The sequence below is a fragment of the Streptomyces sp. NPDC093018 genome (genome assembly GCF_040684035.1).
Taxonomy (GTDB): domain Bacteria; phylum Actinomycetota; class Actinomycetes; order Streptomycetales; family Streptomycetaceae; genus Streptomyces; species Streptomyces murinus.
In genome coordinates, this window is sequence record NZ_JBFBFF010000007.1 from 262,630 (window position 1) to 285,086 (window position 22,457).

The 22,457-nt window shown below is 73.1% G+C and carries 20 protein-coding genes and 4 pseudogenes; 16 read left to right on the top strand and 8 right to left on the bottom strand.

Going from position 1 to position 22,457, the window contains the following annotated elements:
- The first annotated feature begins 1 nt into the window (after position 1).
- The 4 genes from asnB to AB0N90_RS18770 are packed head-to-tail and all read left to right on the top strand — an operon-like array spanning position 2 to position 5,401.
- A complete protein-coding gene (asnB, locus tag AB0N90_RS18755) occupies positions 2 to 1,828 on the top strand; it encodes an asparagine synthase (glutamine-hydrolyzing) (RefSeq protein ID WP_365197867.1) in 1,827 nt (608 codons plus the stop codon).
- Entirely contained in the window at positions 1,825 to 2,871 is a 1,047-nt protein-coding gene (locus tag AB0N90_RS18760) for a PrpF domain-containing protein (RefSeq protein ID WP_365197869.1), read from the top strand. Before asnB ends, AB0N90_RS18760 begins: the two co-directional genes overlap by 4 nt.
- Positions 2,850 to 4,019 (top strand): acyl-CoA dehydrogenase family protein, encoded by a 1,170-nt coding sequence (locus tag AB0N90_RS18765; RefSeq protein WP_365197871.1) that lies wholly within the window; start codon positions 2,850 to 2,852, stop codon positions 4,017 to 4,019. The genes AB0N90_RS18760 and AB0N90_RS18765 overlap by 22 nt, the downstream gene beginning before the upstream one ends.
- Entirely contained in the window at positions 4,007 to 5,401 is a 1,395-nt protein-coding gene (locus tag AB0N90_RS18770; RefSeq protein WP_365197874.1) for a dihydroorotase family protein, read from the top strand. The genes AB0N90_RS18765 and AB0N90_RS18770 overlap by 13 nt, the downstream gene beginning before the upstream one ends.
- A gap of 214 nt (positions 5,402 to 5,615) precedes the next feature.
- Here AB0N90_RS18770 and AB0N90_RS18775 read toward each other — a convergent pair whose 3' ends face one another.
- Positions 5,616 to 6,200 carry a DinB family protein gene (locus tag AB0N90_RS18775; protein WP_365197877.1) on the bottom strand — a complete coding sequence of 195 codons (585 nt, stop codon included), beginning with the start codon at positions 6,198 to 6,200 and terminating at the stop codon, positions 5,616 to 5,618.
- A 409-nt stretch (positions 6,201 to 6,609) separates the two neighbouring features.
- On the opposite strand from AB0N90_RS18775, the pseudogene AB0N90_RS18780 reads away from it, so the two are divergent.
- Positions 6,610 to 7,176 (top strand): annotated as a pseudogene (locus tag AB0N90_RS18780) (aldehyde dehydrogenase); the annotation flags it as partial.
- Positions 7,177 to 7,191: 15 nt separating this feature from the next.
- Here AB0N90_RS18780 and AB0N90_RS18785 read toward each other — a convergent pair.
- On the bottom strand, positions 7,192 to 8,124 hold the full coding sequence (locus AB0N90_RS18785; RefSeq protein ID WP_365197879.1) for an LLM class flavin-dependent oxidoreductase: 933 nt from the start codon (positions 8,122 to 8,124) through the stop codon (positions 7,192 to 7,194).
- 210 nt (positions 8,125 to 8,334) lie between these two features.
- Here AB0N90_RS18785 and AB0N90_RS18790 point away from each other — a divergent pair, with 210 nt between their 5' ends.
- Complete coding sequence (locus AB0N90_RS18790; protein ID WP_365197882.1) at positions 8,335 to 8,811, top strand: hypothetical protein; 477 nt, start codon at positions 8,335 to 8,337, stop codon at positions 8,809 to 8,811.
- Between the two features lie 171 nt (positions 8,812 to 8,982).
- Here AB0N90_RS18790 and AB0N90_RS18795 read toward each other — a convergent pair whose 3' ends face one another.
- Positions 8,983 to 9,408, bottom strand: coding sequence for a MarR family transcriptional regulator (locus tag AB0N90_RS18795; RefSeq protein WP_361682161.1), 426 nt, complete (start codon positions 9,406 to 9,408; stop codon positions 8,983 to 8,985).
- A gap of 87 nt (positions 9,409 to 9,495) precedes the next feature.
- Here AB0N90_RS18795 and AB0N90_RS18800 point away from each other — a divergent pair, with 87 nt between their 5' ends.
- A complete protein-coding gene (locus AB0N90_RS18800; protein ID WP_365197886.1) occupies positions 9,496 to 10,137 on the top strand; it encodes an MBL fold metallo-hydrolase in 642 nt (213 codons plus the stop codon).
- Between the two features lie 236 nt (positions 10,138 to 10,373).
- On the opposite strand, the gene AB0N90_RS18805 is transcribed toward AB0N90_RS18800, so the two are convergent.
- From AB0N90_RS18805 to AB0N90_RS18825, 5 genes and pseudogenes are all read right to left on the bottom strand, one after another.
- Entirely contained in the window at positions 10,374 to 10,649 is a 276-nt protein-coding gene (locus AB0N90_RS18805; RefSeq protein WP_365197888.1) for a DUF4190 domain-containing protein, read from the bottom strand.
- A gap of 2 nt (positions 10,650 to 10,651) precedes the next feature.
- A complete protein-coding gene (locus tag AB0N90_RS18810; RefSeq protein WP_365197890.1) occupies positions 10,652 to 10,816 on the bottom strand; it encodes a hypothetical protein in 165 nt (54 codons plus the stop codon).
- A gap of 236 nt (positions 10,817 to 11,052) precedes the next feature.
- Positions 11,053 to 11,493 carry a VOC family protein gene (locus AB0N90_RS18815; RefSeq protein ID WP_365197893.1) on the bottom strand — a complete coding sequence of 147 codons (441 nt, stop codon included), beginning with the start codon at positions 11,491 to 11,493 and terminating at the stop codon, positions 11,053 to 11,055.
- A gap of 395 nt (positions 11,494 to 11,888) precedes the next feature.
- Positions 11,889 to 12,255: pseudogene (locus AB0N90_RS18820) on the bottom strand (DoxX family protein).
- Positions 12,224 to 12,406 (bottom strand): annotated as a pseudogene (locus AB0N90_RS18825) (cupin domain-containing protein); the annotation flags it as partial. The pseudogenes AB0N90_RS18820 and AB0N90_RS18825, both read right to left, overlap by 32 nt.
- 444 nt (positions 12,407 to 12,850) lie before the next feature.
- Here AB0N90_RS18825 and AB0N90_RS18830 point away from each other — a divergent pair.
- The 9 genes and pseudogenes from AB0N90_RS18830 to AB0N90_RS18870 all read left to right on the top strand — a co-directional run bounded on the left by AB0N90_RS18830 (position 12,851) and on the right by AB0N90_RS18870 (position 22,449).
- On the top strand, positions 12,851 to 14,110 hold the full coding sequence (locus AB0N90_RS18830) for a phenylacetate--CoA ligase family protein (RefSeq protein WP_365197896.1): 1,260 nt from the start codon (positions 12,851 to 12,853) through the stop codon (positions 14,108 to 14,110).
- Complete coding sequence (locus AB0N90_RS18835) at positions 14,107 to 15,444, top strand: MFS transporter (protein WP_365197899.1); 1,338 nt, start codon at positions 14,107 to 14,109, stop codon at positions 15,442 to 15,444. The genes AB0N90_RS18830 and AB0N90_RS18835 overlap by 4 nt, the downstream gene beginning before the upstream one ends.
- Positions 15,441 to 16,580, top strand: a complete 1,140-nt coding sequence (locus AB0N90_RS18840) for a GNAT family N-acetyltransferase (protein WP_365197902.1) — start codon at positions 15,441 to 15,443, stop codon at positions 16,578 to 16,580. The genes AB0N90_RS18835 and AB0N90_RS18840 overlap by 4 nt, the downstream gene beginning before the upstream one ends.
- Positions 16,577 to 17,743 carry an acyl-protein synthase gene (locus AB0N90_RS18845; RefSeq protein ID WP_365197905.1) on the top strand — a complete coding sequence of 389 codons (1,167 nt, stop codon included), beginning with the start codon at positions 16,577 to 16,579 and terminating at the stop codon, positions 17,741 to 17,743. Before AB0N90_RS18840 ends, AB0N90_RS18845 begins: the two co-directional genes overlap by 4 nt.
- Positions 17,740 to 20,256, top strand: a complete 2,517-nt coding sequence (locus tag AB0N90_RS18850; protein ID WP_365197908.1) for an acyl-CoA reductase — start codon at positions 17,740 to 17,742, stop codon at positions 20,254 to 20,256. The genes AB0N90_RS18845 and AB0N90_RS18850 overlap by 4 nt, the downstream gene beginning before the upstream one ends.
- 138 nt (positions 20,257 to 20,394) lie before the next feature.
- A pseudogene (locus AB0N90_RS18855) lies at positions 20,395 to 20,489 on the top strand.
- A gap of 162 nt (positions 20,490 to 20,651) precedes the next feature.
- On the top strand, positions 20,652 to 21,350 hold the full coding sequence (locus AB0N90_RS18860; protein ID WP_365197910.1) for a lysophospholipid acyltransferase family protein: 699 nt from the start codon (positions 20,652 to 20,654) through the stop codon (positions 21,348 to 21,350).
- Positions 21,351 to 21,467: 117 nt separating this feature from the next.
- Positions 21,468 to 21,788: a hypothetical protein gene (locus tag AB0N90_RS18865; protein WP_365197912.1), complete on the top strand. Its 321-nt coding sequence runs from the start codon at positions 21,468 to 21,470 to the stop codon at positions 21,786 to 21,788.
- Between the two features lie 13 nt (positions 21,789 to 21,801).
- The gene (locus AB0N90_RS18870; protein ID WP_365197915.1) at positions 21,802 to 22,449 is read left to right on the top strand and encodes a hypothetical protein; all 648 of its coding nucleotides are present in this window, start codon (positions 21,802 to 21,804) and stop codon (positions 22,447 to 22,449) included.
- Positions 22,450 to 22,457 lie beyond the last annotated feature (8 nt).

Below are 22,457 nucleotides of genomic sequence, written 5' to 3' on the forward strand. Positions count from 1 at the left end.
CATGTGCCGCATCCACGGACAGTTCAACACCCCTGCCCGCCCAGATGAGTTGACGGCCGTCTCCGCGGCCCAGCACCATGGCGGCCCCGACGCCCAGACGCAGGCGGCGGGGCCCGGATGGGCGCTGGGCAGCAACCGGCTCGCCGTCATGGACCCGGCAGGCGGCGCACAGCCCTACCGGCTCGGCGCCCACATCACCGTCGTCTTCAACGGCGAGATCTACAACCATGACGCACTCCGCGCCCGCCTGCGCGCCCGCGGCCACCACATCCCCGACCGGTGCGACGGCTCCGTCCTGCCCGCCCTGTACGCCGAGTACGGGACCGCGTTCACCGACCACCTCGACGGCATGTACGCCATCGCCGTCGTCGACACCCGCCGCGAGCCCACCCTGGTCCTCGCCGTCGACGACCTGGGCATGAAACCCCTCTACTACCAGCACGATCCGCACAGCGGGCGGATCAGCTTCGCCTCCGAACTCCCCGCCCTCCTCGCCTTCGACACCGTGGCCGCCCGCGTATGGGAACCCGGCCTGGACGAATACCTCGCCACCAAGACCCCGTTCGGCGAGCAGACCATGTTCGACGGCGTCCGCGTCCTGCCGCCCGCGAGCACGCTGATCGCCACCCGCGGCACCGGCCCGCGCCTGATCCACCGCACCGCCGAGCCCCGGCCCGCCGACCTGGCCCTGCCCGAGGCGGCCGCCGGTCTCCTCGACCGGCTGCGCCACGAGGTGCACCGCCTGCTGCGCGCCGACGTCCCCGTCGCCGCGGTCGTCAGCGGCGGCCTGGACTCCAGCCTCGTCGCCGCCCTCGCGGCGGAAGCCCACCCGGGCCTGCACACCTTCACCATCGGCTACAAGGGCGACAACTGGCCCGGCGACGAACGCCACTTCGCCCGCCAGGTCGCCCGGCGGATCGGCGCCCACCACCACGAGGTCGAACTCGACCCCGCCGCCTTCCCCGACCTGCTGCCCGACGTCGTACGCCACCTCGGACAGCCCAACGCCGACCCGATCACCCTGAGTTCACTCGCCTTGTTCCGCGAGATACGCGACGCCGGCTTCACCGTCGCCCTCACCGGCGACGCCGCCGACGAACTCTTCGCCGGTTACGACCGCGTCCGCCAGGCCCTCGCCACGCCCCCGGACCTGCCCTGGGCCCCCGCCTACACCGACGCCCTGGCCGCCGTACCCCGCGCGCTGCGCGAGGAGTTGTACACCGCCGACTACCGGGCCCTGCTCCATGACCGCGAACCCGTCACCGACCGCCTGACCCGCCACCTCGCCACCCGGGACGGCGAACGCCTCGCCACCCTCACCCGGTTCGAGACCGGCATCCGCCTGCCCGCCTACCATCTGCGCCGCGTCGACCACATGTCCATGGCCGCCGCCCTCGAAGTGCGCCTGCCCTACTGCCAGTCGGCCGTCCACCACTACGCCCGCACCCTCCCCGCGCATCTCAAGGTCACCGCACAGCGCGGCAAGGACGTCCTCTACACCGCGGCCGACGGACACCTGCCCCGCTCGGTCCTCACCCGCCCCAAACAGCCCTTCACCCTGCCCGTCACCGCCATGCTCCGCCCCGGCACCCCCCTGTTCACCCACGCCCGCGACATCCTCGCGCCCGGACGCCTGCGCCAGGGCGGCCGACTCGAACCCGCCCGCGTGCAGCGGCTGTTCACCGAACAGGCACAGCGGCCCTGCGACCGCTCGGCGCTGGCGATCTGGGCGCTGCTCGTCCACCAGCTGTGGCTCGACCGCTTCTTCCCCGGCGACGGCGCGTCGGCGGCCACGGGCGGGCGAGCGGACCGGGAGCCGGCCGGGTGATCGGATACCTCGCCCAGGCCGAGGGCGCCCCCTGCCCCACCCTCGTCCTGCCCACCAGCGGCCCCCTCGACGGGGCACCGGTCCCGCACGCGACGCTCGCGGGCGTGCGGGCCTGGCTGGTGCGCACCGGCCGGGCCGCCGTCATGAAGATCGCCTTCGTGGCCCCCTCCCGGCACCCGCTGGCCGACCTCGACTTCCGCTTCGTGCAGTGCCTGCCCGGCGGCGGCTTCGACTCCACCGGGAACTGCGGCCACTCGATCGCCTGCGCCGCCCTCGCCGCGAAGGAGCACCGCCTGACCCCGCCGCCGGGCGAACCGGTGCGGGTGTACGTCACCAACAACGGCGACCACGTCCTCTGCGAGATCGGCGAAACCGCTCGCCGCGAGGCCGAGTTGAGCCTGCACTTCGTCCACACCCCCGCGCCCCTGCTGTCCGCGCTGCTGCCCACCGGCAACCCGGTGGACAAGCTCGCAGTCGGCACCCGCACCCTTGAGGCGTCCCTGGTCAGCGCGGGCAATCCCTATGTCTTCGTCGACGCCCGGGACCTGGGCCTCACCGGCCGCCGGGCCCTGTTCACGGCGGGCGACGACGTCCTGGAGGAACTGCGCGCCGTGCGGGCGGCGGCCGCCGAACTTCTCGGCCGGCCTCCCGCCGGCGCCTTCCCCAAGGCCGCCGTCGTCGCCGCCCACGGACCGGGCCCCCTCGCGGTGCGGGCCCTGTCGGTGCCCGCCTGGCATCCCACCCTCGCCCTGACCGGCGCCGTCTGCCTCTGCGTCGCCGTCACCCTGGACGGCACCCTGCCCGCCCGACTCGCGCCCGGACCGGCCGACTTGGGGCCCCATGGGCGCCGTATCGAGGTGGCGTCCCCGGGCGGCCCCCGCAGCGTCACCGTGGCCACCACCGACACCCCGGCCGGTCCCGCCCTCACCCGCACCAGCGTGCACGGCAAACACGCCCGCATCCTCACCGGCCCGCTCCACCTCCCCACCGCCCTCCACGAGACACGCAAGGAGGCCGACCTGTGCCTGCCGCCACGGACCTGAACCAGGTCCCCGACCAGAGCGGGATCCGGATCGAGATCCCCTCCCGCAGCCACCTCGCCGCCCGCCACGCCGGCCTGCTCAGCACCCTGGAGACCCACGCCGCCCAGGCCGACACCGAGGCCCGTCTGCCCGCCCCGGTCCTCGCCCAGCTGCGCTCCAGCGGCATTCTCGGCGCCGCGATCCCCGCCGAGTACGGCGGCCACGACGGCACCGCGCCCCTGGTCAACCGGCTGACCGAACTCGTCGCCGTAGCCGACCCGTCGGCCGCGATCGTCCTCTACCAGCACTGGGCGGTCAGCGCCCGCATCACCGAATGGGCGACACCGCAGCAGCGCGCCCATTGCCTGCCCCGCCTCGCCGACGGCCGCTGGCTCGCCGCCTCCGCCTGGAGCGAGCAGGGCGCCGGCGCCGACAAGAGCAACATCCGGACCACCGCCGTCCGCGTCCCCGGCGGCTGGCGCCTCGACGGCGCGAAGGCGTTCACCACGGGCGCCGGCCTCGCCGACCTCTACCTCGTCCTCGCCCGCACCGCGTCCCCCTCCCGCACCGACACCGGCTACGGCCGCGACGGACAGACCTTCTTCCTGATCGAGGCGGACAACCCCGGCCTCACCGCCCACGACGGCCTGGACCTGGTCGGCATGCGCGCCTCCGCCACCGGCACCGTGCACCTGCGCTCCTGCACCGTCCCCGACGACGCCGTCCTGGGCCCCGAGGGCAAAGCCGCCGACATCATCCGGGGCGTCCGCGAGACCGGCGCGAGCCTCGGCGCGGTGGCCGTCGGCATCGCCGAATCCGCCTACCGCCTCGCCTGCTCCCACCTGGACAAACGCGGGGGAGCCGCCCCCCAGGCCGTACGCCACCGCCTCGCCGACCTCGCCGCCCGCGTCGCGCAGGCACGGGCGATCGTGGACAGCGCGGGCCACCGCGACACCGCCGACCCCGGGACCCTCACCCTGCACAGCAAGATCGCCGCCTCCGCCCTCGCCGAGGAAGCCTGCCTGGAGGCCCAGCGCCTCATCGGCAGCGCCGCGTTCCTGCGCGGCCACCCCGTCAACCGGATCAGCCGCGACGCCCGCGCGATCGCCCTGATGGGCCCCACCAACGACCTGTGCCGAGAGCTGGTGACCACCCGATGGACCGACTGACCCCGACCCCCGCCACAGAGCCCTACGACCTCGTCGTCGAAGGCGGCCGCCTCGTCACCCCCGACGGCGTACGGGAGGCCACCGTCGCCGTCCGCGCCGGACGCATCGCCGCCCTCCTGCCACCCGGCACCCCCACCCGCGCCGCCACCCGCATCCGGGCCGCCGGCCGCCACGTACTGCCCGGACTCATCGACTCCCACGTCCACTTCCGCACGCCCGGCCTGACCTACAAGGAGGACTGGGCCCACGGCAGCCGCGCCGCCGCGGCGGGTGGCGTCACCACCGTCATCGACATGCCCAACACCCGCCCGCCCCTGCACAGTTCCCGGGCCGCCCACGCCAAGGCCGACCTGATCAAGGGCAACTCCCTCGTCGACCACCGCTTCCACATGGGCGTCGCCCCGCACACCCTCGGCGAACTCAAGGACCTCGACCCGCGCATCGCCACCTCCGTCAAGGTCTTCATGGCCGGCCACCACACCGCCCCCGACGTCATCCACGACCCCGCCACCCTCGACCGCGTCTTCGCCATCGCCGCCGAACACGGCCTGCGCGTCGTCCTGCACGCCGAGGACCACACCGTCCACCACCTCCTCGACGACTACCTCGGCACCCCCCGCGCCTACCGCGACTACGAAGCACACCGCCCCCGCAGCGGCGCCATCATCGCCGTCGCCCGCGTCCTCGACCTCGTCCGCCGCCACGGCACCCGCGCCCACATCCTGCACGTCTCCAGCGCCGAGGAATGCGACCTGCTCGCCGCCGCCCACCACACCGGCCTGCCCGTCACCTTCGAGACCACCCCCCACCACCTCTCCTTCACCCACCACGACACCCTGCGCACCGGCGCCCGCACCCGCATCAGCCCCGCCATCCGCGCCGAGGCCGACCAGGACCGCCTCTGGCAGGCCCTGACCGACGGCGAGCTGGCCACCATCGGCTCCGACCACGCCCCCCACACGATCGAGGAGAAGAGCAGACCCCCCGCCGACGCGCCCCCCGGCCTGCCCGGCGTCCAGGAACTGCTCCCCGTCCTGCTCACGGGCCTGCGCCGCCGGTATCCCGACCGGCCGCTGGACGACCTCCTCACCCTCGTCGCCACCGTCTGCGCCAGCCGCCCCGCCGAACTCTTCGGCCTGGCCGCCCGCAAGGGCCGCATCACCCCCGGCCACGACGCCGACCTCGTCGTCCTGGACGCCGACGCGACCTGGTGCCTGACGGGCGACCAGATCCGCTCCAAGTGCGGCTGGTCCGCGTACGAGGGCTGGACCCTCACGGGACGGCCCGATACCACGATCCGCCGCGGCGAGGTCATCTACGACCACGCGAGCGGCCGCTTCGGCTCGGCGACGGGGGAGTGGCTCGACGCCACGGCTCCCTGAACGGCGAGGCCGCGACCCACACACGGCTTACGGGTCTGACCTGTGAGCGTGGGGAGCGTGTTGGGCCGACCGGCCGTCAGCCGCCGGTCTGGACACGGACGCTCGGCGGGCGGCCGGTCGGCTACCAGAGTTCAGCAGGGATCAGACGCTTCGACGGATCGGCACCCACGACCGGCATCATGCCGTACGCACATCACGCCACCTGAGACAACCTCTACGCCTTGACCGGTGCGGCCGACCTGGCGGCCCGCTCGATCTGCGCGCAGTAGGCCGCACGGGCTTCCTCGTCGATCGGCTGCTCGTTCTCGGCGCGCACCCCGGTCCTGCCGTCGAGGCCCTCGCGCAGGATGTCGGCGTGCCCGGCATGCCGGATGGACTCGCCGAGGACATGGACCAGGACGGCGAACAGGTTCGTGTTGGGACCGGGCTCCGGCCACCACGGCACGTGGCCGGGGGCGTCGAGGGGAAGCCCGTCGATCGTCGCGTCCGAGTGTTCCCACGTGCGCCGGTAGAACCCGACGATCTGATCGCGGGTCTCGTCCTCGGTCGCCCACAGGTCGCTGCCGTCGTGGTCCTGCCACCTGGGCAGCGGTTCCGGGGACGGGCGGTCGAAGACCTCGCCGAAGTACCTGGCCTCGACGGTGGCCACGTGTTTGACCAGGCCGAGGAGGTTGGTCCCGGTCGCCGTCAGAGGTCGGCGGGCGTCGTACTCGGACAAGCCGTCGAGTTTCCAGAGCAGCGCCTCGCGGTCCCGCCGCAGTCTCCCGTGCAGGCTGCCTTTCGCGAATTCATCGATCACACGGGCTGAGCCTGCCATGGGCTGCTCGTGGTCTCAAGATCCCGTACGTGCTCCGCAACGACGCGCGGAGCCGAGGGTCCAGTACAGGCTGCCGGTCATATGGTGCGCCCGCCACGAGATGGTCAGGGGAGGGGCGTGCCGCCGGTGGCGTTGACGCGGATGCCGCGCTCGGCGACCGTCTGGGCCAGGCCGCGGGTGAAGGCGGTGATCGCCGACTTCGTCATCGCACAGGTCCGCGCCTGCCTGTGACCCGGCGGTGTGAAGCCCAGCTCATCGGCATCGTGACAACGCGGCCCCCGAGCCGGAGCCTCCCGCACGTCACGGGTCCTGGTCTGCGCGGCTCGTTTCGTCCGAAACACGGGTGGGGACCCGGCAGGGGCGGCAGTGCCCGCTTGTCCGTCGTCCGGTGGCCTACGGCTTCGCCGAGATGGGGCCGTACCAGGGCGGTCAGGCCGAGTACCTGCGTGTTCCCTACGGCGACTTCAACGCCCTGCGCCTGGGCGAGGACGCGATGGAGCGGCAGAAGGACTACGTGATGCTCGCCGATGTCTTCCCGACGGGCCACCACGCCACCGAGGTGGCCGGTGTCGGTCCGGGAGACCAGACCACCATCGTCTGCGGCGCCGGGCCGACCCTCGGGCTCGGTGCCGACAACGGCTGCGAGTGCGTCGGCTACCAGATCCATGATTCCGCAGGCCACGAAGGCGCCGCTCTCACGCTGAACGGGCTCATCGGCAGTGTCCGCTTCACCGGATCCCTGGGCGTGGCCGGGGTGTTCCTGCCCGAAGACCCGGGCACCGGCCAGGCGCCCATGAAGCGGTACAACCGCGCCCTGCGCGACCTGATCGCCGGTGGCCGGGCCGAACCCGGCTTCATCGTCTCCCACGAACTTCCGCTGGACGAGGCGGCGTCGGCGTACGAGCACTTCGACAACCGGGACGACGGCTGGACCAAGGTGATCCTGCACCCCGACGGCCGGCGCCGAACCAGTTCAGCGGGTGGCGTGAGCGAGGTGAGCGCGTACCCGGTCCGCCGCGTCCAGGTGCGCCTCGCGGACGACGTACCGGGTGATTCCCCAGCGGCGCCGGTGCTCGGCCGTCGAGGCTGCGATCTCCTGCACCGTGCCGACCCAGACGTAGGGCGAGGCGAGGACGTCGGCCGCGGCGCACCCGAAGCGAGCGGCGATCCGGTGCGCCGCGGCCTCGGCGTCGTCGGTGATCTCCGCCACCTGGATCAACGCCTCGCGGGCCGGTGCGGCGGCTCGGGCGGCGGCGCCCTGTTCGATCAGAGAGACCTGCTGGTCGATGTCCTCGCCGTTCCAGCGCGCCTCGTGGGTGTGGCCGTCGGACAGGGTGCGCCCGAGCCCGCTCAGCCCCACCACGTCCGCGTGCGCCCCGGCCCAGCGCAGCAGGGCGGTGTTACCGCCTCCGAAGGTGAACGGCACCCGGTGCTGGACCGGACGCGGGCCGGTGAGCCGGGCCTCGCGGGCTCGTGCCTCGGGGCCGTCGAGGGTGACCGTCGCACCCGAGAGGAGCGCGCGGCACGCCTCGGCCACCGCCCGGAAACGCCGCACGCGCCCCGCCACGTCGGGCCGTGTCCCGCCCAGCATGTCCCACTCGGCCGGGGTGTGGCCGGCGCCCAGGGCCAGCCGCGCCCGACCGCCGGAGACCAGATCCAGGGTGGCGACGTCCGACGCGAGCAGCAGTGGCTCACGGACGCCCGCGTGGGAGACATAGGAACCCACGCCGAGGCGTTCGGTGACCGCCGCCGCAGCGGCCAGTGCGACGAACGGGGAGGCGGCGGTGCCCGGGTGGTCGGCCACGAGCAGCGCGTCGTACCCCGCTGCCTCCAGGCGCCGGGCCAGAGCGGTCCAGGAGGCGGCGTCCCGCGGCTGGGCCTGTACGGACACGATCGGTATCTGCATGTCGGCAGGCTAGGACGCGGATGAGCCGGGCGGAGCCCGTTGCGCGTGCGGCGAAACCGACCGCGACGGGCAGTTGCCGGCCCCCCCCCGCGAACAGGGCCGGTAAGCGGTACAGGTGACTCTGCGGGCACGCCGCGCCGCGGTGACGACGAGTCCGGCGGACGATCACAAAAGGCGGGGACTCGGCAGGAGAGCTGCGAAGGGCTGACGGTGCAACACGACGTACTCGGTATCTATCTGAACGACCATCTGGCCGGAGCCACGGTCGGTGCCGACCTCTCACGGCGCCTGGCCCACCGTCACCGGCGTGGTGTCCGTGCCGCGGTCCTGGAACGCGTCGCCGACGAGATCGCCCAGGACCGGCAGAGCCTCTTGACGATCATGGACGGGCTCGGCGTGCCCGCCCACCGCTACAAAGTACTCGCGGGCTGGGCCGCGGAGAGGCTCCGCCGACTGAAACCCAACGGCGTCCTGCGCCGGCACGCCGGCCTCGACACGGTCCTGGAACTGGAGACTCTGCGTCTGGGGGTCGAAGGAAAGTCCCTGCTCTGGCTCACCCTGATCGCGCTGGCACCGCAACGGACCGCTCTGGACGCGGCACAGCTGCACGCGCTGCTCGCTCGCGCGCGCACCCAGCTCGACATGGTGGAAGATCTGCGCCGCACGGCGGCAGCCGCCGTCTTCTAGACGCGCCGACAGCCGCTGGAGGGGTGTGTGGCGGTCAGGGGCGCGCTCCCGGGGGAGTCGGATCCTGGAGGTCGCGGTTCGTTCTCCGCGCCGCGACCGCGGGTGGCCCCGCCGCGCACCCTGCCCGGCTCGCGCGGAGTCGTCCGGCGGGGCTGACCTCCCGCCGAGCGGTCAACGGCCGGTAAGACGGGCCGTCAGGCGGGACAGCAGGGCGACGGACTCGCGAAGCCGCCGCTTTTCGTCGGGGTCGAAGGTCTCGCGAATGGCGGCGCCGAGGGCGCCCGCGCGCAGGGTGCGTTCCCGCTGGAGGCGGGAGCGGCCGGCGTCGGTGAGGTGCAGCAGGAGCTTCCGGCCGTCGTCGGGGTGCGGCTCACCGCGGACCAGGCCGTCGGCGGAGAGGTCCTTGACCGACTTGGCGGCCGACTGGTGCGTGACGCCACGCAGCCGGGCGAGGTCCGCCGTGGTCAAGGGGCCACCGCGGTCGAGGAATCCGAGAATCGCCGCCTCGCCGGACGGCATGGTGTCCACGGTCCGCACCGCCCGGACCAGCTCGCCGAGCGACCGTCGCAGCTCCTCGGCCAGCGCGTCTTCGTTCATGGGGCCATCCTAGCTGTCCATCTCACACCTAGTTGTACAGTTCAGTTGTACAACTAGGTTCAATGATGAGGGAAGGGTGTGCCGGTCATGGAGCTCACCAAGTTCGGTCATGCGTGTGTGCGGCTGGAGAAGGACGGGCGCCGCCTGGTCATCGACCCGGGCGGTCTGACCGACCCGAGGGCGCTGGAAGGCGCCGACGCCGTGCTCGTGACGCATGAGCACTTCGACCACTTCTCGGAGCAGGTGCTGCGCCGGGCCGCCGAGGCGCACCCCGGTCTGCGCATCTGGACCAACCCCTCCGTCGCCGGGCGCCTCGACGGCCTGGGCACGCGGGTCACCGCCACCGGGGACGGGGACGCCTTCAGTGTGGGGGGCTTCGACATCACGGTTCACGGGGCCTGGCACGCGGTCATCCACCCGGATGTCCCGCGCGTCCCCAATGTGGGCTTCCTGGTGGACGGGACCCTCTTCCACCCCGGCGACGCCCTGACCGTCCCCGGGGCTCCGGTCGGCACGCTGCTGCTGCCGGTACACGCCCCCTGGTCCACGGTCGGCGATCTGATCGACTACCTGCGCGAGGTCGCTCCTTGTGACGCCTACGCCGTGCATGACGGCGCCCTCAACGACATCGGCACCGCCATGGTCGACGGCTTCCTCGGTGAGCGGGGCCCCGGGGTCCCGGCCCGCTACCACCGGCTGGCCCCGGAAACGAGCGTCCGCATCGGCTGAGGGCCGCCGCCACCGACGACGACGGCGCCTCACTCGCTGCCCCGCCCCGGCCTCATCGCCCCTGCCCCCCTCGCCGCGGCCCTGTCCCCACCGCCCTTAACCGGTTCACCCGGCCGATGTTCAGGCGCGGGGGCGGTGGCGGAGCTCGCGGAAGAACGCGGTGATGTCGTCGGCGAGCAGGCCGGGTTCCTCGTGGGCGGCGAAGTGCCCGCCCGGGCGCCGGCACCCCAGAGCGCTCAGCCGCCCCAGATGGACCAGGAGGTGGCTCCGTGGACGGATGCCAGGACGGCGAACACGACCAGGTCGGCGATGCCGAGCCCCAGTCCGAGCAGTGCTCGCAAGCGGCGGGGCGTGTCCCGGCGCAGGGCGATGACGGCGAGCACGATGGCGATCGGACCGAGGACCAGGTTGAGGACGAGCAGTCCGAGCAGCCCCAGGACGAAGGAGGCCACCGCCATGCCCTCGGTGTCCCGTCGGCCCGTGCGCGCGGAGGGTGGTGCGGTCAGCCGCATGGTCAGGCCCTCCTCGTCCGGCTGCGCCGACGCCGCTCGCGTCCGGCGAACACGACGAGCCAGCCGACGATCACGGCACCGACCACCAGCGTGACGGGCCAGGGAAGGTAGGCGGCGGAGCCCAGGATGACGCCCAGCAGGAGCAGGGCGACGACCAGGAAGAGCATGTCTACCTCCTCGGTCGGGCAGCGCCGGTGATGGACGACGGTTCGCCGCTTTGTCCGTACGGCGACCTCTGCGGCCGTTTCCTCAACACGTTCATGACATCGCCGTTACCCCCGGGTACGCGTCTCACGCGCGGCGAGATCGGCCCCCGGCACCTGAGGCGGCCGACGGCGCCCCGCGCATCCGGCGGTCCGGAACCCGATGGTGCCGTACGGCTGTAGGGTCCGGGTCCGCTTCTTCAGCGCAGTTGCTCGGCCAGCCCGACGATGATGCCCTCCGGACCGCGTACGTAGCAGAGCAGATAGCTGTCCTCGAACCGGGCGATCTCACCCAGGAGTTCGGCGCCGTGCGGGCGCAGGCGGGCAACGGTGTCCTCGATGTCGTCGACGGCGAACATGACGCGGTGCGTGCCCGGAATGTTGTGCGGCCGGTCGCGCGGCCCCGCGCTGATCGCCTCGGGGCTGCGGTACTTCGCCAGTTCGAGCCGGCTGTTGCCGTCGGGGGTCCGGACCATCGCGATGTCACAGCGGACGCCGTCGAGCCCAGTGCACCGGTCGGCGAAGCGGCCCTCGATCTCCGCCCTGCCCTCCAGTTCCATACCGAGTTCCACGAAGAACGCGATGGCGGCATCCATGTCCTCGACGACGATGCCGACGTTGTCCATCCGCAGGATCGCCATGATGGTTTCTCCTTCTTTCTCGCCGGGTCGACCTGTCTCTGCGAGCAGCCTCGGCCGACGGCGAGGCCCGGGCCGTCACCTCCGCGGCTGCGGCCGCGGTCTGCCGCGACGAGAACGACCTGGCCGTGGTGCCCCAGGGCTTCACCGGCTTCGTGAACCTCACCGCCCACCACTGGCGCGGCATCGCCTCGACCATAGACCTGCTGGGGCCCCCGGCCGAGAACCACGGCCGGAGTCTGGCTGGCCGACCCCACACCTGGGCCCGCGTGAGATCGATCAAGGAGCCGGGCGGTGCGAATAGAGCGCCACCACATTGACGAGGCCGCCGTGTCGGCAGCACGCGAGGACTTCACGGGCCGCATCGGGGGCCGGGTGCGGTCCATGTCGAGGGGCGGTCAGATGGTCAGCGCCGCGGTCGTGGCGAGTCCGGCGTCGAGCGTGATCGGGCGGGCTTCGCCCATCAGGTGGACGGCGATCGCGCCGGTCTGCAGGAGTACGAAACCGATGGCCGCGGCGACCGACGGCGCGGGCGCGATGCCGGTCAGCGGCGGCAGGATCAGACCGGTCGCGCCGAGCATTTCGACGGCCCCCAGCGTCCTGACTGCGGGCCAGGGTATGTGGTCGACCCCAGGCCGTCATCGGCCGTGGCTGATCGCGGCTGCGGATCGCCTTCAGCGTGCCCGCGTAGGCGTGGAGGACGGCGAGCAGCCCGAGTCCCGTGCCGTCGGCGTCAGGCGGGATCGATGGCGGGCTCGGTCGCATAGCGGCTCATCGCGTCGATGGTGGCCTGGGGCGTCAGCGGGCGGCCGGCGGCGAGTGCTTCCTGGAGGTCCCGGAAGTACTGCACGTACAGATCGGGGGTGAACGTGCTGAGTACGACGGCGGGTTGGTCCGTCTAGGCACATGAGTGCGGGCGATCGGAATCCCGCGGTCCCGCCCGCGCCAACCACCCTCCTCCGGCGGCCAGTTCAAATATTCGCAAAGGGTACGTGGCGTACCCCGGTCCGCCGCCCCGGTGTCCCTGAGCCCTCGCCCTGTGCCGCTGTACATCGGCCTCCCGCCCCGCATACAACGGGTCCTTTCAGTGCGGCCAACCATCTCTTATGGAATCAGGGCGACATGTGACCACCGTCTCCGCTCCGCCGGGAACCGGAGCAGGCGCGAATTCGTCGCCTCCGTGCCAAGCCCCTTGCCTGAAAGACGCGTTGATGCAAGCCCGTTCCGAATGGTGAGATACGCTGGGTGACAACGGTTGACGAAACGGTTCTCCGGCCCGACCTCCGGGGTGGACCGAATCCTCCGTACCCCCGTCGTGCCCATAAGCCGCCGACGGGTACTCCTCTTCGAGCAGGAATTGATGCCCGTTCAATCATTGGCGGAGCTGGTACGCTTCGCGCGCCTCAACTCACCGTTCTACCAACAGCTTTACTCGCACCTCCCCGACCAGGTCACACAGCTCACGGACCTACCGGTCGTGCCCCAGACGGAATTCTGGCGGGCCAACTCGCCCCGTGAGAACAGGCTGCTGACGGCCCCGCTGCAGGAAGCGGTCGTCTTTCGCAGCGGCGGGACCACGGGGTCCCCGAAGTTCTCCTTCTATACATGCACGGAATGGCGGGAATTCACCTCCGCTTTCGGTGCCGGACTTGCCAACGCCGGTCTGCGGCCGGGCCATCGAGTGGCCGATCTGTTCTACGCCGGGGACCTGTACGCGAGTTTCACCTTCATACTGGATTCACTGCACCGTTCCCCGGTGGCCAACGTGCGGCTTCCGCTGGGCGGCGCGACGCCCTGGGAATCCACCGCGGCCACCCTGGAGGAGTTCCGCGTCGAGGTGGTCGCCGGCACCCCGACCACCCTGTGCGCGCTCGCCGAACGCCTCACCGCGGCCGGCCGCACCCTGCCCGACGTCGAACTCCTCTTCTTCGGCGGGGAGTGCCTCTTCGGCGACCAACTCCCGCTGCTCGGCAAGGCGTTCCCGAATGCCGAGGCCCGCTCACTGGGCTATGCGAGCGTGGACGCGGGCCTCCTCGGCGAGGCCGTACCGGGCGGCGACCCGCGGGTGCACCGCGCGTTCGTCCCGCACACGGCCGTGGAGATCCTCGACGACGAGGACACGCCCGTCGAGGACACCGGCGTCCCCGGACGCCTGGTCGTCACGGATCTGCGCCGCCGGCTGATGCCGGTGCTGCGCTATCCGGCCGGCGACCGCGCGGAGTGGGTGGACCGGGACGCGGGCGTCTTCCGCATCCTCGGCCGCGCCGAGGAAGGCGTACGGGTCGGCCCCGTCTCCCTCTACACCGAGGACGTGCACGACATCGTGCGCGGCGCCGACACGGCGGACGAGATCACCGGGCTCCAGCTCGTGATACGCCGCCAGGACGGCCGCGACGGCCTCGTACTGCGCCTCGCCACCGCCGAACCCGCCGACCGGCACGGCGCGTTGGGAGCCGCCGTGGCCGCGGCCGTCCTCGCCCAGCGGCCGGCCTACACCGGCGCGGCGGACGCCGGACACGTCAACCCGCTCACCGTCGAATGGGCACGGCACCAGGACCTCGCCGTCAACTCCCGTTCCGGGAAGCTGGTACGGGTCGTCGACGAACGGCCGCATTCATGAGCGCGGACGCCCCGCGCGGCCGGCGCCTGCCGCTGGTGCTGCGCAACCCCTCCTTCGGCCGGGTGTGGACCGCTCAGCTCCTCACCCAGGCCGCAGGCCGGATGTTCCAGGTGGGCGCGGTCTGGTGGCTCGTCGGCTTCGCCGGGGGCGAGCGGCGCGGTCTGGAGTCGGGCCTCTTCCTGATGGTGAGCACCCTCCCCGCGGTCGCGCTCGCCCCCGCTGTCGCCCGCGTCGTCGCGCGCCACGCGCACCGCACGGTGCTGGCCGTCGCCGCGGCCGTGGCGGGCGCGGTCGCCGTACCCGCGGCGCTCTGGGCGTACGCCGGTGATCTGCCCATGGCCGCGGTGTACACGGTGGGTCTGGCCCTGGCCGCCTGCCAGGCGGTGTTCGACCCGTGTCTGACGACGTCGGTGCCCGAACTGGTCGAGGACGCCGACATCGAGGCCGCCACCGGCTTCGAACTGTCCACCCAGTCGCTGGCCGGACTCGGCGGCGGCCTGCTCGGGCCGCTCCTGGTCGACGCGGGCGGCCTCCCGGCGGTCGTGGCCGTCTGCGGCACCGCCTATCTGCTCGCCGCCCCGCTGGTCGCCTCGGCCCGCTTCCGCCACGCGACCGTCGCGTCCGACGCGCCGCAGGACCCGCAGGACGCGTCCACAGCCGGAGAACCGGGGCGCGGCACACCGCCCGCGCGCCGGACGCTGCGCCAGATCCTGGCCGGGCTCCCGTTCATCCGCCGTGTGCTGCTCTGCTTCGCCGCCGCGAACCTGTTCACCACCGCCGTCTACGTCGTCATGCCGCTGTACACCCGCGGGGTGCTGCACTCCACCGGGACGACCGTCGCCACCCTGGAGGCCGCGCTCGGCGCGGGCACCCTCGTCGGCTCCTTCACCGGGGCGCGCGTACCCGGGCGGCCGGTCGCCGTCGGCAGCGCCTGCCTGGCCGTGCTGGCCGTGGCGCTCGCACTGCCGGGCCTGTGGGCCGGGCACGCGACGGCGATGGGCGCGCTGGCGATCGCCGGGTGGTGCGTCGGCGTGATCGGCGTCCGCTTCGTGGCCCTGTTCCAGCGCCTGGTGCCCACGGCCGACAAACCCGGCTTCTTCGCGGTCATGCAGGCACTCCTCGGAGCCACCTTCCCGCTGTCCTCCCTCGTCTTCGGCGCGCTCGGCGACCACCTGGGCGCGCGTGCGCTCTGCCTCGTCCAGGGCGCCGGACTGGTCCCGGTGGCGCTCGCGCTGTGGTGGCTCGGCGACCGCGCGCGGCCCGACGCACCGCGCACCTCTCCGGACGACGCGGCGACGGCGGCGCACCTCACCCCGGCGGGAGAGACGTCATGACCGTCGTCCTCGCCCCGGCGGCGGTCCAGGACATCGCCGAACTGCGGCAGTTGTACTTCGACGTGTACGGCCACGGTTACCCGGTGCCGCTCGGCAGCGACCCGGCCGTGATGCGCCGGATGATCACCGACGGCTCCGCCCACTGGCTCACCGCCCGTACGGACCGCGGGGACCTCGTCGGCTCCGCCGTCGTGCAGACGGACGCGGGCAGCCGCGTCGGCAAGCTCCTCGGGCTCGCCGTGCATCCCGGGCACCGCGGCGGCGGACTGGCCTCCCGGCTGACCGGCGCCGTGTGCGAGGCGGCCCTCGCCACCGGTGTGCCCGACTCGCTCTACGCCACCGTGCGCGTCGTCACCGAGGGCCCCCAGCACGTCGTCGTACGCAACGGCTTCCGGCCCCTCGGCCTGCTGCCCAACGCGGTCGAGGTCGACGGCTGCGAGAGCCTCGCGCTCTTCGCCCGCTACGCCGACGGCGTGCTGGAACGGCGGGCCCCCGTGGACCGCGTGCCCGAGCGCCTCACCGGGCTGCTGGCCGCCGCGTCCGCGGGCATCGGCATCGACTGCGCCGGCACGGCACGGGCCGTCGCCCTCGAAAGCGCGCCGCGCCGGGCCCTCGGAGCCGAGCCGATCGAGCTGATCGCCGCCCCGGCCTTTGTACGCCGCCGCTTCCTCGAACGGTTCCCCCGCGCCGCCGACCGCTTCTTCCCCCTGCACACCCCCAACGCGCTGCTGGTCGCGGCCGACGGCGGCTTCGAGGCGTACGCCGACCTCGACCCGGTGGCGGGCAGCTGCGCGCTGGTGGCCGTCCACCCGCGCCCCGCGGCGCTCACCGGCGCCCTGGAGGCGCTGATGACCACGGTCACCCGGGCCGGCGCCGACTACGCCGAGACCCTGCTGCCGCTCGCCGACACCGAGGCCCTGGAGATCTTCCTGGCCTCCGGATTCGTACCGAGCGCGGTCTACCCGGCGATGCGGCGCGTCGGCGACCGGCTGCACGACTACGTGGTGCTCTCCCGCACCAGCCGGCAGATCGACTTCCGTACGACGGCCGTGAGCCCACTGCTCCAGCCCTATCTCGGCGCCTATCTGAGCGCCTGGGCCTCCACCTATCTGCCCCTTCACGAGGTGTCCCGATGAACCCCCATCTCGCTCCCGTCGAGGTCCCCGACCCGGCGGCGCTCGGCCAGGTGCAGCGCCTGTGCGACCTGGCGGACCCGTACGCGACCGGCGCCGAGACCGACAAGCTGTTCGCCGCCGCCATGGCCGAGACCAACGCCTGGCACGCCGCACGGTCCCCGTTCTTCGCCGCCCTGCTCCAGGAGCGGCCCGAAATCCCGGCGCCCACCGTCGGCGACGGCGTGCGCACCCCGCTGGTGCCGGCCGCGTTCTTCAAGCGCCACGAGGTGCTCTCCGTCCCCCGCGACGAGGTGTTCCTGCACCTGACCTCCTCGGGCACCACCGGCCAGAAGTCCCAGATGTTCTTCGACCGGTGGACGATCCGCTCGGCCCAGCGCATGGTCGCCCGGATCTTCGACCACTACGGCTGGATCACCCCCGACCGGCCGGTCAACTACCTGCTCTACAGCTACGAGCCCGCGCCGTCGCTGAAACTGGGCACGTCGTTCACCGACAACTACCTGTGCGACTTCGCCCCCGCCCGGCACACCACGCATGCGCTGCGGCACACCGGCTCCGGCCATGAGTTCGATGTGCACGGCTGCATCGCCGCGCTCCAGCGCTACGCCGACGAGGACGCGCCGGTCCGCATCCTCGGCTTCCCGGCGTTCCTGTACTTCACCCTGGAGCGGATGAAGGCCATGGGCATGGCCCCGCTGCGGCTGCCCGAAGGGTCGCTGGTGGTGCTCGGCGGCGGCTGGAAGGGCCACACCGACCGGCAGATCGGCAAGGACGAGTTCCGCGCCGCGGTCACCGAACGCCTCGGCATCCCGGCCGAGTCCGTCCGCGACACCTTCGGCTCCGTCGAACACTGCGTGCCGTACGTCGAGTGCGCGCACCACCGGCTGCACGTCCCCGTGTGGTCGCGCGCCGCGGTCCGCGACCCGGGGACGCTGCGCCCGCTGCCGTACGGCGAACCCGGCTTCCTGCACCTGGTCAGCCCGTACATCACCTCCGTACCGGCGCAGAGCGTCGTCATGGGCGACCTCGCCTCGCTGCACCCGGGCGAGGAGTGCCCCTGCCCGCTGTCCAGCGACTGGTTCACCGTGCTGGGCCGTGCCGGGGTGAGCCGCAACCGCAGCTGCGCGGTCGCCGCCGCCGAAATGATGAAGGGAATGTCGTGACCGCTTCCGTACCCGTACTCCACCTCTGGCAGGGCGAGTTCGTCGACGACGCCGAGGCAGGACGGCGGCTGGCCGGTCTGCCGGAGACGGCCGCCCGCGTCCTGGAGCGCCCGCTGCCCACCGACGTCGTGCTCGGCGCCTGCGCGGCGGTCGGCGCGGACCTGGCCGACCCCGGCTCCGCCCTTTACACCCGGCTGGCGGCCCACCTGCCCGCCGCGGAAGCCGGCTCCACCCTGGCCGAACTGGCGGGCGCGCTCACCCGGCAGGCACTGGAGCGCAAGCTGCGCCGGGAACTGGGCGGCCTGCGCCCGGAACGGCTGACCCGGCCGGACGGCCGCGAAACGGTGTTCGAGTCCTGGGCGCCGGTGGGGCTCCTGGTGCACATCGCGCCCGGCAACGCGGCCGCGGTCGCCCCGCTGAGCGTCGTGGAGGGCCTGCTCGCCGGGAACGTCAACGTCCTGAAGACCAGCGGCTCGGACACGGCACTCGCCCTCGACCTGCTCGCCGCGCTCGCCGCGGCCGACCCGAGCGGACTGATCGCCGAGCGGGTGATCGCCCTGCGCTTTCCCTCCGCGCGCCGCGACTGGCTGGAAACCCTGTGCGGGCAGGCCGACGCCATCGCGGTCTGGGGCGGTGAGGAGGCGGAGGGCGCGGTGCGTGAACTGGCGCCGCCCGGCTGCCGCGTCGTCGCCTGGGGCCACCGGATCTCCTTCGCCTACCTGACCCGGGCTGCGGCGGCCGAGGACGGCCTGCTGGACGCGCTGGCCGAGGACGTCTGCCGGTTCGAGCAGCAGGCCTGCTCCAGCCCGCAGGTGGTCTATCTCGACACCGACGACACCGAGGAGGTCTTCGCGTTCGCCGGCCGGTTCGCCGAGCGGCTCGCGAAGGTCTCCGGCGCCCGCCCCGCGCCCCGGCCGGGCCCGGCCGAACTGGCGGAGATCACCACCGTGCAGCAACTCGCCCGGCTCGAACAGCACTTGGGCCTCACCCGGGTGCTCACCGCTGACGACGGCTCCTGGCGGGTGCTGGCGGACACCCGCTCCGCGCTCGCGGCCTCTCCGCTGCACCGCAGCGTCTGGGTCAAGCCGCTGCCCCGGCACCGGATCACCGAAACGCTGCGGCCCATGCGCCGCTACCTCCAGACCGCGGCGGTCGGCGGCGGCCGCGCGGACGTGGCCGCGCTGTCGCGCGCCCTGTTCGCCGCGGGCGTCACCCGGATCACCCCCGTCGGTTCCATGCTGGAGAGCTACGAGGGCGAGCCGCACGACGGCGTCTACGCGCTCCAGCGCTACAGCCGCCGGGTGAGCGTCCGGGCGGCGGACGCGGAGTTCGGGCCGGTGGCCTGCCTGGACGACCTGGTGTCCGCCCCCGTCCTGCCCCCGATACCGGACGCGCCGCTGCTCGGCAAGGAGGGCGTGCAGCGCGCGCTGGCCTCGCTGGACGCCCGCCACGCCCATCTGTACTTCCGCAGCGGCGGTTCCACGGGCGCGCCCGCGCTGTCGGTGTTCACCGTCGACGACTACGACAACCAGATGCGGGCCGCGGCCGACGGGCTGCTCGCCGCCGGCTTCGACCCGGCGCGGCACCGCGCGGCCAACCTGTTCTACTGCGGCGGGATGTACGGGAGTTTCATCAGCTTCTTCTCCATCCTGGAGCGGCTGAACGCCACCCAGCTGCCGATGGCCGCCGGACCCGACCACGCCACGGTCGCCGAGGCGCTGGTCACCCACCGGGCGGACACCGTGTTCGGCATGCCGTCCTACCTGTGGCAGCTGTTCCACGCCGAGGCCGACCGGCTGCGCGCGTACGGCGGCATCCGCACGGTGTTCTACGGCGGGGAGCACTTCACGGGCGAGCAACGCCGCGTCCTCATGGAGGAGTTCGGCGTCGAGGTGATCCGGTCCGCCGCGTACGGCAGCACCGACCTCGGACCGCTGGGCTACCAGTGCGCCTCCTCCGACGGCTCGGTCCACCATGTGCTGACCGACCTGCACACCCTGGAGATCCTCGACCCGGGGACCGACCGGCCGGTGGCACCCGGCGAGCCCGGACGGCTGGTGTTCACCACCCGGGCACGCGCGGGCCAGCGGCTGGAGCGCTACGAGATCGGCGACCTGGGGCGCGCCGTCGAGGGCCCGTGCGCCTGCGGCAGCCATGTACCCCGGCTGGAACTGCTCGGCCGCTACGGCGACGTCGTGCGCGTCGGCACGTACTTCGTCAACTACCGGCGCGTCGTCGCCGCGGCGCAGGAACGCCTCGCCTACCACGGCGAGGTGCAGCTCGTGGTCCGCTCCGGCGCCGGCCGGGAGGAGCTGACGATCCGCCTGGACGAGCAGTACGCGGGCGACCCCGGGGCCGCGCACCGCGCCCTGGCGGCCGAGGTGTCGGAGCTGGCCTCCGCCGAGGCGGAGGGCCTGCTGGCCCTCACCGTGGAGACGGTGCCGAGGGAGGCGTTCGAGCGCACCGCGACCAGCGGGAAGCTGCGCACGGTCATCGACCTGCGCGCGGCCTAGCCGAGGGCGCGGGCGGCGCGTCCGTACGACACTGGCGCGCCGCCCGCGCGGTGGCGCGTCCGTGTCAGCGGCGCGTCAGGGGTTCCTGGCAGTCTTCTTCCTGTGAACGGCACCGGGAACCACCGGGGCCGGGAACAGGGAGAGGTGCCCGGAGTGGTTGATCGGGGACCGCCGAGTCCGTCTCGAGGTCGGGCCCTTCGGGGCCCACGCAGGTTCGAATCCTGCCCTCTCCGCCTTGAGGCCCGCGTGCGGGCGGTAGCGCGGGCATGCGGGAAGCGGGACGCGAGGCGGCCGGGAGCCGCGGTCGAGTCGGGTGGCTCGCCGAAGCGGCGCCCGACCGGTCGGCCGCGAGATGAGTACGGACACTCAGGCGTACCTCCGTTCCATCGGCGACGATGTGGCTCATCCCGAGCGAACCGGAGAACCCTGTGCTCAGCCGCCTCGCCGATCAGCTGGTCCCCGCCGTCGGACGGCTGACGATCACCGCCGACGAAGACGCCTGCCTCCCCCCGGCCGGGATCATCGCGGCCAACCACACCTCACTCGCGGACCCGGCGATCGTCCTGGCCGCACTGCACCGCCTGGGCGCCCGGCCCGTCGTCATGGCGACCGCCGGCCTGTGGCGGGTGCCGCTGCTCGGCCGTGTCCTCGCCCGCGAAGGCCATATCCCCGTCCACCGCGGCGACCCCCGCGCGCCCCAGGCGATCGACCTCGCCCAGGAGGCGCTGGAGCAGGGCCGGCACATCCTCATCTACGCCGAGGGCGGACTGCCCGACCGCAAGGACGCGACCGAAGCCGCGCCGGGCACCTTCCGCCGCGGACTCGCCCGGCTCGCGCACCGCACCGGCGCGCCCGTGATCCCGGTCGGCCAGGCCGGGGCGCGCCGCGTCGCCTCCGGTTCGGCCGTGAAGCAGCTCGCGGGCCTGGCGACCGCTCCACTGCGACGCCCCCGCCTCCACCTCCACGTCGGCCCGCCTCTGCGGCTCGACGGAGACGGACCGGCGGCCACCGCGCAGGCCCAACTCGCCGTCACCGCCGCCTGGAAGACCGCGGCCGGTCTACTGGGCGAACGGGTGAAGGCATGTCCGTCATGACAGGCCGGCGTCGCTTTCCGTAGGACGGAACGCACAGTTGGCGAGGCTTGTCCGGTCCGTTCCCCACCTCGCAGAATCTCCCTCGTACGCCATCCGGAGACGGGGGAGGGGGACTTGGTGACGATCGATCACGACGAGGTGCTGCGGGCCCGTGTGCTGTTGCTGGGGTCCGGTCGGCCGAGCCGGGCCCAACTGCTGGGCGCGTACCGGGTGCTGGCCGAGGTGAGTCCGAAGGCGTACCTGCCGAGGCTGGTCGACGCCCTGCTCGCGCTGCGCCGTGAGAGCCGGGACCCGCAGATGGAGGTCGCGCTGGCCGCCGAGGCTTCCCGGGCCGCTCGCCGGACGGAGGCCGGGGCGCCGGACAGGGCGGAGCGGTTGTGCCGGGCCCTGGACGCCTACCAGGCTTCCCTGTTCGCCCTCGGGCGCCGGGCTGCATGACGCCGCGTCGACCGTGTTCCGCGAACTCCTTGAGGAGACCCGGCGCAAGGCCGCCGGACAGCGCACCGCTCTGGCCGTACTCACCTGGGAGCTGGTCCACTTCTCCCGGATGCGGGAGAGCGCCGGGGACGGGGCGGGCGCCGCCGCCGCCCGGCGAGAGGCCCTGGGCGTCCTGGAGGAGCTCGCCACCACCGGCGAGCCGAAGAACTGGAGTTGCCTCCTCGGGTGGTGGAGAACGCTCTTCGTCCTGTCGGGGCGGGCGGCCGAACCCGCCGCGAGCCCAAAGTCCCCGATGCCGCCGTTCGGCGCGGCGCTCGGATGCTCGCGCGACGTACGGGACGGTTTTCTCGGCATGCTGCCGGACCTCGAAGCGGAGGCGACGCGCCTGCGTGCGGCCGGCCGGCTGCCCCAACTGGCCGACGTCCGACGCAGGATCGGCATCCGCGTGGCCCTCCGCGAAGGCGACCGCCCCCATCTGTTCGAGGAGCGGTTCACGCCGTACTTCGACGAGGGCGTGACGCTCGCCCGCCGCCTGCCCGACGACCCCGCGCGCCTCGCCCGCGCCCTCACCGACCGCTCGATGTTCCTCGTCGCGGCGCGATCCTTCGAACCCGCGCACGCCGACTTCGCCGAAGCGGTCGCCCTCCTTGACGATCGCTGATCGGTACC

Excerpts from the sequence above, each read along its gene's own strand:
- AB0N90_RS18815 (WP_365197893.1), bottom strand. The coding sequence starts at position 11,493 with ATGGCGATCCTGCGGATGGACAACGTCGGCATCGTCGTCGAGGACATG.
- AB0N90_RS18860 (WP_365197910.1), top strand. The coding sequence starts at position 20,652 with ATGTGGCTCATCCCGAGCGAACCGGAGAACCCTGTGCTCAGCCGCCTC.
- AB0N90_RS18835 (WP_365197899.1), top strand. The coding sequence starts at position 14,107 with ATGAGCGCGGACGCCCCGCGCGGCCGGCGCCTGCCGCTGGTGCTGCGC.
- AB0N90_RS18845 (WP_365197905.1), top strand. The coding sequence starts at position 16,577 with ATGAACCCCCATCTCGCTCCCGTCGAGGTCCCCGACCCGGCGGCGCTC.
- AB0N90_RS18795 (WP_361682161.1), bottom strand. The coding sequence starts at position 9,408 with ATGAACGAAGACGCGCTGGCCGAGGAGCTGCGACGGTCGCTCGGCGAG.
- AB0N90_RS18830 (WP_365197896.1), top strand. The coding sequence starts at position 12,851 with ATGCCCGTTCAATCATTGGCGGAGCTGGTACGCTTCGCGCGCCTCAAC.
- AB0N90_RS18770 (WP_365197874.1), top strand. The coding sequence starts at position 4,007 with ATGGACCGACTGACCCCGACCCCCGCCACAGAGCCCTACGACCTCGTC.
- AB0N90_RS18805 (WP_365197888.1), bottom strand. The coding sequence starts at position 10,649 with ATGCGGCTGACCGCACCACCCTCCGCGCGCACGGGCCGACGGGACACC.
- AB0N90_RS18785 (WP_365197879.1), bottom strand. The coding sequence starts at position 8,124 with ATGCAGATACCGATCGTGTCCGTACAGGCCCAGCCGCGGGACGCCGCC.
- AB0N90_RS18840 (WP_365197902.1), top strand. The coding sequence starts at position 15,441 with ATGACCGTCGTCCTCGCCCCGGCGGCGGTCCAGGACATCGCCGAACTG.
- asnB (WP_365197867.1), top strand. The coding sequence starts at position 2 with ATGTGCCGCATCCACGGACAGTTCAACACCCCTGCCCGCCCAGATGAG.
- AB0N90_RS18800 (WP_365197886.1), top strand. The coding sequence starts at position 9,496 with ATGGAGCTCACCAAGTTCGGTCATGCGTGTGTGCGGCTGGAGAAGGAC.
- AB0N90_RS18810 (WP_365197890.1), bottom strand. The coding sequence starts at position 10,816 with ATGCTCTTCCTGGTCGTCGCCCTGCTCCTGCTGGGCGTCATCCTGGGC.